Annotated in this window: 13 protein-coding genes and 1 tRNA gene; 2 read left to right on the forward strand and 12 right to left on the reverse strand. The window is 62.9% G+C overall.

Going from position 1 to position 14984, the window contains the following annotated elements; genetic code table 11:
• Positions 1-12 precede the first annotated feature (12 nt).
• The 4 genes from nrdF to GFD25_RS03420 form a co-directional block, all read right to left on the reverse strand.
• The gene (nrdF, locus tag GFD25_RS03405) at positions 13-1005 is read right to left on the reverse strand and encodes a class 1b ribonucleoside-diphosphate reductase subunit beta (protein WP_163230016.1); all 993 of its coding nucleotides are present in this window, start codon (positions 1003-1005) and stop codon (positions 13-15) included.
• 564 nt (positions 1006-1569) lie between these two features.
• Positions 1570-3714, reverse strand: a complete 2145-nt coding sequence (nrdE, locus tag GFD25_RS03410) for a class 1b ribonucleoside-diphosphate reductase subunit alpha (protein ID WP_163230018.1) — start codon at positions 3712-3714, stop codon at positions 1570-1572.
• Positions 3715-3829: 115 nt separating this feature from the next.
• Positions 3830-4249 (reverse strand): class Ib ribonucleoside-diphosphate reductase assembly flavoprotein NrdI, encoded by a 420-nt coding sequence (gene nrdI, locus GFD25_RS03415; protein ID WP_163230020.1) that lies wholly within the window; start codon positions 4247-4249, stop codon positions 3830-3832.
• The gene (locus GFD25_RS03420; RefSeq protein ID WP_163230022.1) at positions 4246-4503 is read right to left on the reverse strand and encodes a glutaredoxin family protein; all 258 of its coding nucleotides are present in this window, start codon (positions 4501-4503) and stop codon (positions 4246-4248) included. Before GFD25_RS03420 ends, nrdI begins: the two co-directional genes overlap by 4 nt.
• A gap of 330 nt (positions 4504-4833) precedes the next feature.
• Here GFD25_RS03420 and msrA point away from each other — a divergent pair, with 330 nt between their 5' ends.
• Positions 4834-5781 carry a peptide-methionine (S)-S-oxide reductase MsrA gene (msrA, locus tag GFD25_RS03425; RefSeq protein ID WP_163230024.1) on the forward strand — a complete coding sequence of 316 codons (948 nt, stop codon included), beginning with the start codon at positions 4834-4836 and terminating at the stop codon, positions 5779-5781.
• Positions 5782-5931: 150 nt separating this feature from the next.
• Here msrA and GFD25_RS03430 read toward each other — a convergent pair.
• A tRNA-Lys gene (locus GFD25_RS03430) sits at positions 5932-6004 on the reverse strand.
• Between the two features lie 357 nt (positions 6005-6361).
• The gene (locus tag GFD25_RS03435; RefSeq protein ID WP_163230026.1) at positions 6362-7522 is read right to left on the reverse strand and encodes an ATP-binding protein; all 1161 of its coding nucleotides are present in this window, start codon (positions 7520-7522) and stop codon (positions 6362-6364) included.
• A 102-nt stretch (positions 7523-7624) separates the two neighbouring features.
• Between GFD25_RS03435 and GFD25_RS03440 the strand changes: the two genes are divergently transcribed.
• Positions 7625-8014 carry a hypothetical protein gene (locus GFD25_RS03440; RefSeq protein ID WP_163230028.1) on the forward strand — a complete coding sequence of 130 codons (390 nt, stop codon included), beginning with the start codon at positions 7625-7627 and terminating at the stop codon, positions 8012-8014.
• 168 nt (positions 8015-8182) lie between these two features.
• Here the strand turns inward: GFD25_RS03440 and GFD25_RS03445 are convergent, their stop codons facing one another.
• From GFD25_RS03445 to GFD25_RS03470, 6 genes are all read right to left on the reverse strand, one after another.
• On the reverse strand, positions 8183-8443 hold the full coding sequence (locus GFD25_RS03445) for a mycoredoxin (RefSeq protein WP_163230030.1): 261 nt from the start codon (positions 8441-8443) through the stop codon (positions 8183-8185).
• A 113-nt stretch (positions 8444-8556) separates the two neighbouring features.
• Positions 8557-9786 carry a trans-sulfuration enzyme family protein gene (locus tag GFD25_RS03450; RefSeq protein WP_163230032.1) on the reverse strand — a complete coding sequence of 410 codons (1230 nt, stop codon included), beginning with the start codon at positions 9784-9786 and terminating at the stop codon, positions 8557-8559.
• A 333-nt stretch (positions 9787-10119) separates the two neighbouring features.
• Positions 10120-10782 (reverse strand): amino acid ABC transporter permease, encoded by a 663-nt coding sequence (locus GFD25_RS03455; RefSeq protein ID WP_163230033.1) that lies wholly within the window; start codon positions 10780-10782, stop codon positions 10120-10122.
• 79 nt (positions 10783-10861) lie between these two features.
• The gene (locus GFD25_RS03460) at positions 10862-11701 is read right to left on the reverse strand and encodes a transporter substrate-binding domain-containing protein (protein WP_163230034.1); all 840 of its coding nucleotides are present in this window, start codon (positions 11699-11701) and stop codon (positions 10862-10864) included.
• 148 nt (positions 11702-11849) lie between these two features.
• Positions 11850-12626: an amino acid ABC transporter ATP-binding protein gene (locus GFD25_RS03465; RefSeq protein ID WP_163230035.1), complete on the reverse strand. Its 777-nt coding sequence runs from the start codon at positions 12624-12626 to the stop codon at positions 11850-11852.
• Between the two features lie 280 nt (positions 12627-12906).
• Positions 12907-14859: a DUF5696 domain-containing protein gene (locus GFD25_RS03470; protein ID WP_163230036.1), complete on the reverse strand. Its 1953-nt coding sequence runs from the start codon at positions 14857-14859 to the stop codon at positions 12907-12909.
• Positions 14860-14984 lie beyond the last annotated feature (125 nt).

A 14984-nucleotide genomic window follows, 5' to 3' on the forward strand; every position in this document is an offset into this window, starting at 1 on the left:
GTGTCGGACGAATCAGAAATCCCAGTCCTCGTCGTCGGTCTCTTCGGCCTTGCCCATCACGTACGACGAGCCGGACCCGGAGAAGAAGTCGTGGTTCTCGTCCGCGTTCGGCGACAGCGACGCGATGATCGCCGGGTTCACATCGCAGATCTCCGCCGGGAACAGCGCCGGATAGCCGAGGTTCATGAGAGCCTTGTTGCCGTTGTAGCGCAGGAACTTCTCCACGTCCTCCGTCAGGCCGACGCCGTCGTACAGCGACTCGGTGTACTCCACCTCGTTGTCGTACAGCTCGTTGAGCAGGTCGTACGTGTACTCGCGCAGCTCCTCGCGCTTCGCGTCACCCACCAGCTCCAGACCGCGCTGGTACTTGTAGCCGATGTAGTAGCCGTGCACGGCCTCGTCGCGGATGATCAGGCGGATCACGTCGGCCGTGTTCGTGAGCTTTGCATGGCTCGAGAAATACATCGGCAGGTAGAAGCCCGAGTAGAACAGGAACGACTCGAGCAGCGTCGAGGCGACCTTGCGCTTGAGCGGGCTGTCGCCCTCGTAGTAATCGAGCACGATCTGCGCCTTCTTCTGCAGGAACTCGTTCTCCTCGCTCCAAGCGAACGCCGCGTCGATCTGCTCGCTCGAACACAGCGTCGAGAAGATGCTCGAATACGACTTCGCGTGAACGGACTCCATGAACGCGATGTTCGTGTACACGGCCTCCTCGTGCGGGGTGAGCGCGTCCGGAATGAGGCTTACCGCACCGACCGTGCCCTGGATCGTGTCAAGCAGCGTCAGTCCGGTGAACACGCGCATCGTGAGCGTGTGCTCCTCCTCGCTCATCGCCTGCCAGCTGGGGATGTCGTTGGAGACGGGGACCTTTTCGGGCAGCCAGAAGTTGCCGGTGAGGCGGTCCCAGACCTCGAGGTCCTTCTCGTCCTCAAGCTTGTTCCAGTTGATCGCGGAGACGCGGTCGATGAGCTTGAGCGGTTTGCGCGGGACGGTGATCGGTGCCATGTGCGGGTTCCTTTTGTAGGTTTGGTCGTTTGGTTGGTTACGATGACGCTTGCTGTTGACCGTTGAATCGAACGGTTTGGTGCGGTGGCCGCGAAGTCGGCCGGTATATGTCGCTCGACACACTCAAGGCCGTTCGGCCAAGCCTACGGTCGAGCAACATATACCGGCCGACTTCGCTCGGCTGCGTTGTGTGACGTTGCGTTTGTTCAGCTGCCTATTTGACTTGTTCCGCGCGTTCGTCGATGTTGTCGCGTTCGTCTCGATCGGCGAATTCCTCCGGCGCCGTGAGGCGCAGCAGTGCGCGATAGATGGTTTTCGACATGAGTCTTCTTTCATTGCGTTTCGTTGCTTTTTACGGAGCGGATGGGGTGGCGCATATGTTGCGAGACCGTAGGCTTGGCCGAACGGCCTTGAGTGTGTCGCGCAACGTATGCCCCGCCCCATCCGCGGCAGAGCTGCCGGTGCAGGAACTGTCGAGAATGTTCTGATGTGTGCGGTATCAAGGCGCACCGAGGGAAGCGGTACTCAGTACCGCGACCGAGGAGCAACGCGGATAACGCACCATCAGAGCATGCAGGAGACGCAGCCTTGGACTTCGGTGCCTTCCAGCGCCTGCTGACGGATGCGGATGTAGTAGAGGGTCTTGATGCCCTTGCGCCACGCGTAGATCTGCGCCTTGTTCACGTCGCGGGTGGTGGCCGTGTCGGGGAAGAACAGCGTGAGCGAGAGGCCCTGGTCGACGTGCTGCGTCGCCTCGGCGTACGTGTCGACGATCGCCTTCCATCCGATCTCGTACGCGTCCTTGAAGTATTCGAGGTTCTCGTTCGTCATGTACGGCGCGGGGTAGTACATGCGGCCGATCTTGCCTTCCTTGCGGATCTCGATCTTGGAGACGATCGGGTGGATCGACGATGTGCTGTGGTTGATGTACGAGATCGAGCCGGTCGGCGGCACGGCCTGCAGGTTCTGGTTGTAGATGCCGTCGGCAAGGATCGCGTCGCGCAGCGCGGCCCAGTCGTCCGCGGTCGGGATCGCGACTCCGTACTTCGCGAACAGGTCGCGCACGCGGTCGGTGCGCGGCTCCAGTGAGCGGCGGCCGTCCGTGTACTTGTCGAAATAATTGCCCTGACCGGCCGGCTTCGCGTACGCGGAACGTTCGAAGCCGGCGAACGCTCGGCCGCGGCTCACCGCGAGGTCGTGCGACGCGCGGTAGGCGTGGTAGGCGACGGTCATGAAGTACATGTCGGTGAAGTCGAGCGCCTCGTCGGAGCCGTACCGGATGCCTTCGCGGGCGAGGAAGCCGTGCAGGTTCATCTGGCCGAGACCGATCGCGTGGCCCTCCTCGTTGGCGCGGCGGATCGACGGCACCGCGTTGATGCTCGTCTGTTCGGCGACCGACGTGAGCGCGCGGATCGCCGTTTCGACCGTATTGCCGAGACCGCCGTCCATCGCCTTGGCGATGTTGAGCGAGCCGAGGTTGCAGGAGATGTCGCGGCCGACGTGTGCATAGGTGAGGTCTTCGTTGTAGGCGCTCGGTTCCTGCACCTGCAGGATCTCGGAGCACAGGTTAGACATGGTCACACGGCCGTCGATCGGGTTGGCGTGGTTGACGGTGTCCTCGAACACGATGTACGGGTAGCCGGATTCGAACTGGAGTTCCGCGAGCGTGGTGAAGAACTTGCGTGCATCGATGTATGTTTTGCGGATTCGATCATCTGCGATCATCTTCTCGTAGTTCTCGCTGATCGGCACATCGGCGAACGGCTTGCCGTACACGCGCTCCACGTCGTACGGGCTGAACAGCGCCATCTGCGCCTTGCGCTTGGCCAGTTCGAACGTGATGTCCGGCACGACCACGCCGAGCGCGAGCGACTTGATGCGGATCTTCTCGTCCGCGTTCTCGCGCTTGGTGTCGAGGAAACGCATGATGTCGGGGTGGTGCGCGCTCAGGTACACCGCGCCGGCGCCCTGGCGCGCGCCGAGCTGGTTCGCGTACGAGAACGAGTCCTCAAGCAGCTTCATGACCGGCACGACGCCGCTTGACTGGTTCTCGATGTGCTTGATCGGGGCGCCCAGCTCGCGCAGGTTGCTCAGCAACAGAGCCACGCCGCCGCCGCGCTTGGACAGCTGCAGGGCTGCGTTGATGCCGCGCGAGATCGACTCCATGTTGTCTTCGATGCGCACGAGGAAGCAGCTGACCGGCTCGCCGCGCTGCGCCTTGCCGAGGTTGAGGAACGTGGGCGTGGCCGGCTGGAAGCGGCCGGCGATCATCTCGTCGAGGTAACTGACGGCGGCGTTCTCGTCGCCGGCGGCCAGTGCGAGCGCGACCGCGGCGCAACGCTGCGGGAAATCCTCAAGGTACTGCTTGCCGTCGAACGACTTGAGCGCGTAGGAGCGGAAGAACTTGAACGCGCCGAGGAACGTCTCGAACTCGTAGTTGCTCGCGGCCGCGCGGGCGTAGAACGAGTCGAGGAACTCGGGGGAGTACTGCTCGAAGACGCGGGCCTCGTAGTACTGGTTGCCGATCAGGTAGGCGAGGCGTTCGGCGGTGGAGTCGAAGTGCCTGGTGTTCGGCTCGATCTCGCTGGTGACGTACGCGCGTTCGGCTTCCTTGTCCTTGCCGAACTGGATGCGGTGGTGCTCGTCGTACAGGTTGAGCATCGCGTTGAGCGCGTGATAGTCGGTGGACGGATCGTAGGCGATGGGCATGGTTGCTCTTTCGTGAGTGTTGATGCTGGAATCGTGAAGGACGACGGGATTGGTCGTCGTGGTGTGAAGGTTACGGACGGCGCTGGTGGTTTTCGTGAAGAACGATCGGTCGGCGTTACTGTTGCGTGAAGAACCGGGCAAGTCCTTCGCGGGTCTTGCGCACGTCCTCCGGCGTGCCCATGAGTTCGAACGTGAACAGCAGCGGCACCTTGCATTTCGCGGAGACGATGCGGCCGGCCGCGGCGTACGCCTCGCCGAAGTTCGTGTTGCCGGATGCGATCACGCCGCGGATCCACTCGCGGTTGTCCGGGTCATTGAGGAACCGCTTGACCTGCGGCGGCACGGCCTTGGCGACGACTCCGCCGCCGTACGTCGGCACGATCAGCACGTACGGTTCGCGTACGGCGAGCGGTCCGTCGCCGGTCCGCAGCGGGATGCGGTAGGTCGCGATGCCCAGCTCGTCGAACCGGCAGCTCTCCACGAAGCGGGTGGTGTTCTCCGACGCGGAGGAGAAGTAGACGACGGCGCCGGTCATGCGGCGACCGGTACGGGGCGGGCCGCGCCGGCCTTGGCCAGTTCGCGGATCAGGTCGGGGCGGTATCCGGTCCAGGAGCAATCCGGGGTGATCACGACCGGCGCCTGCTTGAAGCCGGCCTGCTGCAGCTGTTCGAGGGTGGACGGGTTCTCGGAGAGGTCGACGGTCTCGAACGGCACGCCGAGCTTGGTGAGCTGGCGCTTGGTGGCATCGCACTGCGGGCAGCGCGGCTTGGTGAAGACGGTGACGGTCATGGTTGCCTCCATTTCGTATCGAGTGAGTCCCGTGTACCCTGTGATTTCGTTACGCGGTCGGTGACAGTTGACCAATAGTACAACCACATGTTTCCTTCGTGACCACTAGTTCTTGTGGCGTGTCGAGTGCTGTGACACTAGATGTAGTGTTTGGAATCGTGTCGGCAGTAAGCGTGTCGTAGGAGGGGACGGCGGTTTGGCGTGGCGCTGGGATCTGAAATGTCAGATAAATCACATCGTCGTCTCGCGGCGGATAATGCTCACTGAACGAGTGGAGAGCGAGCGCTTTCTGCCACGCGGCGATACGGAGTGTGGGGTAACGTAAGCCACATGAGTGAACGCGCGACGCAGACGGCGTATTTCGCCGGGGGATGTTTCTGGGGTCTGGAACGGTATTTCCAGAACGTGGACGGTGTGACCGACACAACGGTCGGATATGCTCAATCCCAGACGGAATCGCCCACGTATGAACAGGTCTGCTCAGGCGTGACGGATGCGGCCGAAACCGTGAAGGTCGTGTTCGATCCGGACCGAGTCACCCTGCGCACGCTGTCGCTGCTGTTCCTTGAAGTCATCGACCCGTTCTCCGTCGATCAACAGGGCGAGGATCGCGGTCGACAGTACCGTACCGGCATGTGGTACACGGACGAGTCGCAGCGGGCCGCGTACATCGCCGCGCTCGAACAGCTCGTCGACCGTCAGCCGCAGCGTCCGGCCGTGCTCATCGAACCGTTGCGCAATTTCTACCCGGCGGAGGACCGGCACCAGGACTATCTGATCAACAATCCCGGCGGATACTGTCACATTCCGATCGCGGCGATCATGAACGTGAAGAACCGGCAAAAGTACGTCGAGAAGATCTGGGATCTGACGCTCGAACAGTTCGCGGTCACCCAGCTCGCCGCCACCGAACGACCATTCGTGAACGAATATGATCACGAATTCGAGCCGGGAATCTACGTGGACATCGTCAGCGGCAAGCCGCTGTTCTCGTCGCGAGACAAGTTCGACTCCGGATGCGGCTGGCCGGCGTTCAGCAAGCCGATCGATGCGGAATCGCTCACCGAGCATGAGGACCATCGCATCCCCGGCCGCGACCGCATCGAGGTGCGCACCGCCGAAACGCAGCTGCATCTCGGCCATGTGTTCACCGATGGCCCCGCCGACCGCGGCGGCCTGCGCTACTGCATGAACTCCGCCGCGCTGCGGTTCGTGCCACGCTCGCGCATGGCCGCCGAAGGCTACGCCGACTGGCTCCCCGTCGTTGACGGCGAGTGACGGGCCTTTCCCGGGTCCGTCCCAGGACAGCATGTCCGTTGTGGCTGTGACGGGCGGCCCGTGTGTCAATGTTGCCCGAAATGCGTTCGCCCAATGGTCGGTGGATATGACGAAGCCCTTGGAATCTCAATGATTCCAAGGGCTTTGCGGTGCCCCCCGTGGGATTCGAACCCACAACCCACGACTTAAAAGGACGCTGCTCTAACCGTTGAGCTAGAGGGGCAACAGCACCAAGATACACACTTCCGTCAGACAATCCAAATCGGCGTTGCGGGAATGCGAGGGGAAGGCAGGCGGAGGCTGTCGGGGCTTCGGCGAATTCCCGGTTGTCATGCAATTCCTGCCGGTTGCTCATGGGTTTTTCAGGTAATGGGAACGTTGCGTTGAAGTTGGGGCGGTTATATGGAGTCACGGCCGCAAGGCCGCACCTTATAACTGAAAATCCTTTCTTCTTTCTTCTTCCTTCTCTCATCAAGCCCGGCCTCCCCAGCCGGGCTTTTTCTTTGCCTGGTACCTTTGATCGAGTCTCCTCCGCCGGCGAAATCGACGATGACGTTGTCGGTGAGCGGCGAGTGTATCTCTATGCGTTGCGCAGATAGTCTTCTGCGGTGACGTATCGTCCATTTTTGGTGGAGAACGTTTCCGTTCCGCGATAGACCACCGTGCGTCGTTCGGGAGGCACGTTCAGGTCTTCTCCGATGGTCGCGAGATGTTTGAAAAAGTCGGGTCGTGGCGTCATTCCGGACTTGACCTCGATAAGTTCTGGAGAGCGGCGCCGTGTCAGGTCCATCAGATCAATCTCGGCCTGTGCGGAGTCCCGGTAGAAGCACAGATCGGCCTCCCTGTTCGCGTTCGCATACCGTTTCACGGTTTCGGAGACGATCAGGTTCTCGAAGATATCCCCGCGTTTGGGATCGTCCTGCAATTCTCGGGCGGAACGGATGCCCAGCAGATAGTTGAGCAGGCCGTTGTCGTAGAAGTACAGTTTGGGCGTTTTGGTAAGACGCTTGCGCGAATTGGTGGAATACGGTTGCAATCTGAACACGATGAAGCTCGCCTCCAATATGGAGAGCCATCCCTTTGCGGTATTGAACGATATCCCCGTATCCCTTGCCAGTGCGCTGAGATTCAGCATGGCGCCGGCGTTCTCTGCGCACAAACGGATGAACGTATTGAAATCGGACAGATTGCGCACGTCGAGATAGTCCGCAACATCCCGTTTCACATACGTTGCCACATAGTCGCGGAAATACACGTCGTTCGGGGTCGGAACGTCGTAGAGATGAGGATAGCCGCCGTGGAACATGAAGTCGTCGATGTCGAAATCCTCCTGCGACGATGCCGCCTCCTGATAGGACAGCGGCAGCAGCTGCAGCATGCCGACGCGGCCGGCCAGGGACTGTCCGATCCGTTTCTCCATCAGGAAATTCTGTGATCCGGACAGCACGTACTGGCCCATCGTCTTCCGGTCGTCCGCGGCAACTTGGATCTGGGAAAACAATCCGGGCGCATACTGGGCCTCATCGATGATGAGCCGATCGTTGTGGGATCGGATGAACCCGACCGGATCGTTCAGCGCACTGAGCCGCGTTGTCTCGTCTTCGAGATTGACGTATTCGTAATCGGGCAGCAGCGTTCTGACCAGGGTGGACTTGCCGCTCTGACGGGGACCCGTAATCGATACGACCGGGAACCAGGACAGCATGGAAGGGATCTGTTCGGCCAAGGTTCTCGGTATCATCGTGCCTTCCTTTGCGGATTCATCAGCAGCATGCTTGCAGATTCATCAATAGAACTAATGATATTTCATCAGTAGAACTCTTGCAAATTCATCAGTAGAACAATGGTCGAACGCCGGCATCCTGATTCCGCGGGGTATTCTCGCCGGTTGCTCATGGGTTTTTCAGGTAATGGGAACGTTGCGTTGAAGTTGGGGCGGTTATATGGAGTCACGGCCGCAAGGCCGCACCTTATAACTGAAAATCCTTTCTTCTTTCTTCTTCCTTCTCTCATCAAGCCCGGCCTCCCCGGCCGGGCTTTTTCCTTTACGTGGACGCTTGGGCGTCACGCGCGGGGATGCGGTGCTGAACTGCTGATCGGTAGTTGTCTCGGCGCCGACGCCAAGACGGCCGAGACCAGACAGGAAAGCAGAAAGCCCGGTCTTGCGACCGGGCTTACAGAGAAGAGAAAGAAGAGAGAGAAGGGATTCAATTATATCGGCCTTGCGACCTGAAATATAGTTAACCCCTCTTACTTTAGGAAGTCGTGTGTGTTCCCTGAGAATTTCATGAGAACGCTAACGAAACGGCGCGTGACCACCTTGCGAACGCCGGAAAACCGGCGGCATCGCGAAACGGTCACGCGCCGTACGCTATCTCGTGACGCTATCTCGCCACCCGCGTCACGCGGCGAGCAGACCGAGCTCCTTGAGCTTGTTCTCGATGTCGGTCGCGGACGGTTCGACCTGGAACGCGCCGTCGCCATACTGCACGACCGGGATATGCTTCTGGCCGCTGATCTCGACGGCACGGTCGGCCGCGCCGTCCTCGGTCTCGATGTTGTGCCACGTATACGCCGCACCGAAGCGTTCCAGAGCGGCCTTCGCACGCTTGCAATCGCCGCACCAGTCGGCGCCGTACACGTCAATGTTGCTGTTGGTCATGTGTTGCCCCTTTCGTTTGTGTTGCCTGATTGTAGTCGATTCGCGAGGCGTGTTCGGGACGGACACAGCGATGTTCGCTGCCTGAGGAAACGGCCGGATGGTCGACGGTCCGATCACTTCGCCGCCGCGTCGAGCGCCTGACGCAGGTCCGCCAGCAGGTCGTCCACGTTCTCGATGCCGACCGACAGACGCAGCAGCTCGTCCGTGATGCCGAACTCGAGACGCTGCGGCTTCGGAATCTCGAAATGCGTCATGCGCGCCGGGTATTCGGCCAGGCTTTCCACCGCACCCAGGCTCACCGCACGGGTGAACAGGTGCAGGCCGTCGAGCACGGCCAGCGGGTCGATGCCGTCCGCCACCTCAAACGAGAGCACGCCGCCGAACGCCGTGACGCCCAGCGTGCGCGCGGCCTCGGCGGTCGGAGAACCGGCCTCGGCCAGCGACGGATAGTTCACGGTCTTGACGCGATCGTCATCGGCCAGCGTGCGGGCCACGATCTCGGCGCTGGCGCTCTGGCGGTCGAGACGCAGCGCCAGCGTCTGGATGCCGGTGCGCAGCACCTCGCAGTCGCGCGGCGACAGGATGCCGCCCAGACGGTTCTGCGCGAAGTACACGCGGTCGGCGAGATCCTTGCCGCGCACGGTCGCCAGACCGGCGATCACGTTGGAGTGGCCGCCAAGATACTTGGTCGCCGAATGCAGCACGACGTCCGCGCCGAACTCCAGCGGACGCAGCAGATACGGCGTCAGGAACGTGTTGTCGACGATCGAGATCGCGCCGTGACGGTGGGCGATCTCGCTGACCGCGGCCACGTCGTGCAACGCGAGCAGCGGATTGGTGAGCGCCTCGAAATACACGGCCTTCGCAACCGCTCCGTCCGCTCCGTCCGCGCCCGCGAACTCGCCGGTTCCGGCGACCGCGCGTTCCACGCCGTCAACGTCGTCGAAATCGACCAGACGCACGACGATGCCCCAGCGCGTGAAATGATCCTGCAGCTGCGAGTACGTGCCGCCGTACACGGTCTTGTCTGCCACGATCACGTCCCCCGGCGCGAACGTGGACAGGATCGCATGGATCGCGGCCAGTCCGGACGCGAACGCGAACGAACGCACGTCGGCGACGGCGTCCTCGTCCAATCCGGCGGTTTCGAGACGCGCGATCTGCGTTTCGACGAACTGGCGGGTCGGATTGCCGGAACGCGCGTAATCCCACTGCGGCGACGAATCGGCCGTCGGGAACGCGAACGTGCTCGCCGTGTACACCGGCGGGTTCACCGGGTTGGCGGGGTCGTCGTACACGCGCGTGCCGTGCACGAGCTGGGTGTCGAATCCGTAACGGGCCATGGTCTCTCCTTGCGAACGAATGCGGTGCTGTCCTGCGATACGAACGACCCTAGCCGATGCGCCGAGCGGCGGCTGCGGCGTGGCTATACGCGTTGCCTATACGACGTTATTCGGGTGCGCGCGTTACCGTACGGTCATGTGCGGGACTTGATTGCCGCGACTCGTTCCGTCCGGCCGTTGCGTGAATCGGCGGCCGTGCCAGCGACGACGCTGACGTTTTGCTCCGTATGACGCATGCGCCGCGTATGACAAAGGCCGCATCCGCCGGACAATGCCGGGGATGCGGCCTTCACGCAATGTGAACGATTGGCTGTCGGTCCTGATCGGAAACGATCAGAAATGTTTGGCCAGCTGCCTCTCGCAGTAGCCCTGCAGCCAGGTGAGCACTGTGCAGAACAGCAGGTAGATCAGACCGACCTCGATGTACAGCGCGAGCGGCTCGTAGTAGACCGCGACGACGCGCTGCGCGGCCATGAACATCTCCACGACGGTGATGTTCGCGGCCAGCGACGTGTCCTTGACCAGCCCGATGAACGTGTTGAACAGCGCCGGGAACGCGGAGCGGAACGCCTGCGGCAGGATGATGCGCCGCATGATCGTCACGTACGGCATGTTCACCGCCTCGCCGGCCTCCAGCTGGCCCCTGGGCACGGCGAGGATCGCGCCGCGCAGCGTCTCGGCCGCGTAGGCGCCCACGTTGAGCGAGAACGCGATCACGGCGGATGGCAGCGCGGGGATCGTGACGCCGATCGACGGCAGGCCGAAGAAGATCACGAACAGCTGCACCAGCAGCGGCGTGCCGCGGAACACCCACACGTACAGCCAGGCGATCTGCGAGGCCACCGGGACCTTCGCCACGCGCACGAGCGCCGTGACGATGGCCAGCAGCAGGCCGATCGCGAACGAGACCAGCGTGAGCGGAATGGTCACGGTCAGTCCGGGAATGATCAGTTTCGTGAAGGAATCGATGACGATTCCCCATACCCGTGCGTCCATGGTGTCGTCCTTTGCCTAGTTGTGCGGAAACTGTGTGCTTGTGGCGTGTGCGGAAGCCATGCCGGCCGACGGCCGTTCGTCAGTCGGCGGTGGAGAAGTCCTCGCCGAAGTACTTTTCGGAGATCGACTTGAGCGTGCCGTCCTTCTGCAGCTTGGCGATCGCGTCGTTGACGGCCTTGACCAGGTCGTCGCTGCCCTTGCGGAACGGCAGCTGCGCGGCCGGGGTCTTCTCGGACTTCGCGGCGATCTTGATGTTCGCGTCCGGCTTCTGCTTGAGGTAGTCGAGCACGGCGAGACCGTCGTTGAGGGTCACGTCGGCACGGCCGGACTGCAGCGCCTCGACGGCCTGGCCGAAGTCGTTGACCTGCACGATCGTCGCGCCCTTCTCCTGGGCGGTCTTGTTCCAGTTGCTCGTGCCGGTCTCGGCGGCGTTCAGTCCCTTGACGTCGTCGAACGAGGAGACGCCCTTCGGGTTGTCCTTGGTGGTGACGACCACGCCGTACGAGTAGGTGTAGGCGTCGGAGAAGTCGTACTTCTGCTTGCGCTCGTCGGTGGCGCTGATCTGGTCGGCGACCGTGTCGTACTTCTTGGCGTCCACGCCGGCGAGCAGCGAGTCGAAGCTGCCCTCGGCGAACTCGGCCTTGACGCCGATCTCCTTGGCGATGGCCTTGGCGACCTCGACGTCGTAGCCGGTCAGCTCGTTCGTGCTGGAATCGTGGTAGCTGAACGGCGCGTAGGTGCCTTCGGTGGCGAACACGATCTTGCCGGCGGACTTGACCTGCTCCAGCGCGGACGCGTCGGACGAACCGGTCGAGCCGGAGCCGGACGTGGACGAGCCGCACGCCGCGAGCGAGACGAGCGCTGCCGCTGCCGCGGCCAGCGCGATGGCCTTGCGGATGATGCCGTGATGCTGAGACATGATGAAAACCCTCTCTTCTTGGTTACCGTGTCTTGATCAGTGGTGATACATATGTGGGAATGATGATGACGTTGTGTCGATCTGGTGTCGTCGTGTCGAAACCGTGAACAGTGATCAGATCCGATCGCCGTTCACGTCGGATCGGCGATCAGGATGAAGCGCCCGCCGATCCGGCGGCGGGAACGATCAGCACGTTATTCGAGGACGACAGGAACTCGCGGGTGCGCTCCTGCTCGGGATGCTCGAAGATCCGTTCCGGCGAACCCTGCTCGACGACCGAACCGCCCTCGACGAACACGACCTTGTCGGATGCCTCGCGGGCGAAGCGCATCTCATGGGTGACCATGAGCATCGTCATGCCGTCGGAGCCGAGCTGCCTGATGACCTCCAGCACGCCGTTGACCATCTCCGGGTCAAGCGCCGACGTCGGTTCGTCGAGCACGAGCAGTTCCGGGTTGAGCGCGACGGCGCGGGCGATGCCCACGCGCTGCTGCTGGCCGCCGGACAGCGTGCTCGGATAGCGGTCCGCGAAATCGGCGAGGCCGACACGGTCGAGCTGTTCGCGTGCGATCCGCTTCGCCTCGTCGGCCTTGACGCCCTTCGCGTAGATCAGTCCCTCGGCCACGTTCTGCAACGCGGTCTTGTTCAGGAACAGGTTGTAGTTCTGGAACACGAAGCCGATCTTCGAACGGACCTTGCGGATGTCTGCCGACTTGGTCGAGGTCAGGTCCACCGCGCCGTCGCCGAAGTCGATGGTGCCGGCGTCCGCGTGTTCGAGGAAGTCGAGGATGCGCAGCAGCGTGGACTTGCCGGAGCCGGACGGGCCGATCACGGTCACCACGTTCCTGCGCGGGATGTCAAGATCGACTCCGTCCAGCACGGTGGTGCCGCCGAAGCTTTTCCTCACGCCCCTGATCTCGATCATGTCGTCCTCCCTGTCCTGCCGGCCGCGCGTGGCGTGGCGGACCTCGGTCATCTCTGTCGTCGACCGTTTCCGGGTACGACAAAACCAGTCGATAGTACGTCGACGCCGCCCACCTTAGCCCACAGAGAACATAACGTGGACGGTGTGGCTATATGAATTGCCTATAGACCGTTATCGGCGGCGCTGCTGGCCTGCGACCATGTGCATTATTGCCCGTATTGTGCGCAAACCAACGGAGAAGGGGCCGATTGCGTTGGTTTGCGCACAGTAACGGCCGGCGTCACGCCGCCGCGGCCGCCGAGTCCACCGTGTACGTCTGCGCGTGGAAATCGCAGGTGACGACCGTGCCGTCGGCGAACGTCGAACGCTGCACCAGCGGATCCCCGTCGACGAAATCATGCCGCACGAGCTCGCTCATGGCGACCTTCTCGTGCAGCGCGGCGACCATGTTGCACCGTTCGATGTCGTCCTCGGCCTTCGCGCGCTGCGCCTCGTCCATGTCGCCGTCCACGCCGGCGTACGCGGGGTCGCGCACCAGGTACGGCGCGCCTCCGTTGAGCAGCGCGTACAGCATGTAGTCGTCGCCGCCGATCACGCGGTCCATCATCCACGGCTCGACCACGCAGTCGTGATACACGAGGTTGTACAGCGGCACCGGCACGCCCTGACGCGGCGCGGACGGGTCGCGCATCTGGAAGTCGTACGGCGCGTAATGGCAGAACACCAGGCTCGGCACCGCCCAGTCCGACACCTCCTCGGAACTCGACAGGATGCCATGCGAGAGCAGGTATTCGAAGCATTCGGCGCGCTTGGCGTAGCAGTCGCGGCGGCTCATGCGATGCTCCGGGTTCGCGCATTCGTCACCCTCGTTGCAGGTGAACACGTCGAGGTAGGCGCAGTCGAGCTCGACGCCGTGCGCGGCGATCTCGCCGAAGTTGCGGCGCACGTAGTCGGGCGCGAGCTCGGCGCACAGGTACGTCTGATGGCCGCCGGCCCAGCGCGAATGCTCCGGGTTCGTGCCGTCGGTCAGACGCACCGCGTTGTCGCGGTCGAACGTGGGTGCCGCGAAGTAGTAGTCGCGGTACTGGTCGTGCGTGCCGAACAGGTCGCCGTGACGGTGGCAGTCGTCCACCAGCGACTTCATGCCGGCCCAGCCGCCGGCCTCCTCGCACGCGGGCAGGTAGTCGGGATGGCCGTTGTCGTAGCCCGGCTCCGCCCAGCCGTCGAGATGCAGGTAGATGCGGCCCGCGCCGAGCTCGTGCAGCGTGTCGATCTGCCGCTCGCGCGCGGCGAACGTGGTCAGCTTGTTGTTCTTCTCCGGATCGGCCGGGTCGAAGAACGACGAATCCGGCTGGACGACGGTCTTGATGCCGACATGCACCCACGAGGCGCCGATGAGCCGCTTGATGGACGGGTTGCGTGCCGCCTTCTCGGCCAGCGTGCGCAGCCGTCCGCGCTCGTTGACGTACGCGCGGTACGCCTTCGCGGCGGCCGTGTGATCGGTGTTCGCGAGGAAGCGGTACCGCACGATGCGGCGGTAGTCCATGCGGCCCAGGCTCGGCTCGAACCACATGCCGATGCGCGTGCCGACATGCTCGCCGTCAGTCTTGCCGTTCGTCGCGTCGATGCCGCCGGCCGGATGCTCGATCGTGTATCCGGCGTTCCACGGAGTCTCGCAGATCGCGACGTATCCGGGGTGGTTCGGCTGACCGCCGCGGATCTGCGCGTACCACGGCATGTAGCCGCCCGCCGTCTCGAAACGTCCGTCGAAGGAGATGTCGCCGTGCGCGGAGCTGACAGCGGTCGGCCAGTCGTTGGGGATCAGCACGCCCTGCTCGTGGGTGATGAGCGTTTCGTCGCGGCCGTCCGCGCCGTCGAAGGCCATCTCGCCGGGCCAGTCCATGCGGGTCACGGTCAGACCGCTTTCGTCGAGCGGGATCCATTCGAAGATCACGTCGCCGGACGCCTTTTCGGCCCATACGTAGGTGGAGAAGGCGAAATCGGCGGCGTCGCCGAATCCGCGGTAGGTGCTGCGCACGCCTTCGCCGGTGCCGGTCGTGCGGTGTTCGTGCGTGACGGCGGTCGCGTCCGTGAACGCGAACGTGCCATGGTCCGTCGCGATCGTCGGCACGAAGCCTTCGCGCCATGACCATTCGGCGTCGTCGCGGCGGAACGTGAACCGCAGCGTCTCCTCATCGAACAGCACGGTGGTTCCTGCGCAGGTGAACTGCATGGGCGTCTCCCTCTTTGGCGGTATGCGTGGCGGTTTTCTCTCGCTCACCATACCCTCAGCGAGCGGAAACCGCCACTGGGATGGTGGTGCCATGCACAGGGGACGCCGGTACGGTGCGCGGGGTC

This window comes from Bifidobacterium aerophilum (assembly GCF_010667685.1).
Classification (GTDB): Bacteria; Actinomycetota; Actinomycetes; order Actinomycetales; family Bifidobacteriaceae; genus Bifidobacterium; species Bifidobacterium aerophilum.

Excerpts from the sequence above, each read along its gene's own strand:
- GFD25_RS03440 (WP_163230028.1), top strand. The coding sequence starts at position 7,625 with ATGGTCGAACGCCGGCATCCTGATTCCGCGGGGTATTCTCGCCGGTTG.
- nrdF (WP_163230016.1), bottom strand. The coding sequence starts at position 1,005 with ATGGCACCGATCACCGTCCCGCGCAAACCGCTCAAGCTCATCGACCGC.
- GFD25_RS03450 (WP_163230032.1), bottom strand. The coding sequence starts at position 9,786 with ATGGCCCGTTACGGATTCGACACCCAGCTCGTGCACGGCACGCGCGTG.
- GFD25_RS03470 (WP_163230036.1), bottom strand. The coding sequence starts at position 14,859 with ATGCAGTTCACCTGCGCAGGAACCACCGTGCTGTTCGATGAGGAGACG.
- GFD25_RS03435 (WP_163230026.1), bottom strand. The coding sequence starts at position 7,522 with ATGATACCGAGAACCTTGGCCGAACAGATCCCTTCCATGCTGTCCTGG.
- nrdE (WP_163230018.1), bottom strand. The coding sequence starts at position 3,714 with ATGCCCATCGCCTACGATCCGTCCACCGACTATCACGCGCTCAACGCG.
- GFD25_RS03420 (WP_163230022.1), bottom strand. The coding sequence starts at position 4,503 with ATGACCGTCACCGTCTTCACCAAGCCGCGCTGCCCGCAGTGCGATGCC.
- nrdI (WP_163230020.1), bottom strand. The coding sequence starts at position 4,249 with ATGACCGGCGCCGTCGTCTACTTCTCCTCCGCGTCGGAGAACACCACC.
- GFD25_RS03465 (WP_163230035.1), bottom strand. The coding sequence starts at position 12,626 with ATGATCGAGATCAGGGGCGTGAGGAAAAGCTTCGGCGGCACCACCGTG.
- msrA (WP_163230024.1), top strand. The coding sequence starts at position 4,834 with ATGAGTGAACGCGCGACGCAGACGGCGTATTTCGCCGGGGGATGTTTC.
- GFD25_RS03445 (WP_163230030.1), bottom strand. The coding sequence starts at position 8,443 with ATGACCAACAGCAACATTGACGTGTACGGCGCCGACTGGTGCGGCGAT.
- GFD25_RS03460 (WP_163230034.1), bottom strand. The coding sequence starts at position 11,701 with ATGTCTCAGCATCACGGCATCATCCGCAAGGCCATCGCGCTGGCCGCG.
- GFD25_RS03455 (WP_163230033.1), bottom strand. The coding sequence starts at position 10,782 with ATGGACGCACGGGTATGGGGAATCGTCATCGATTCCTTCACGAAACTG.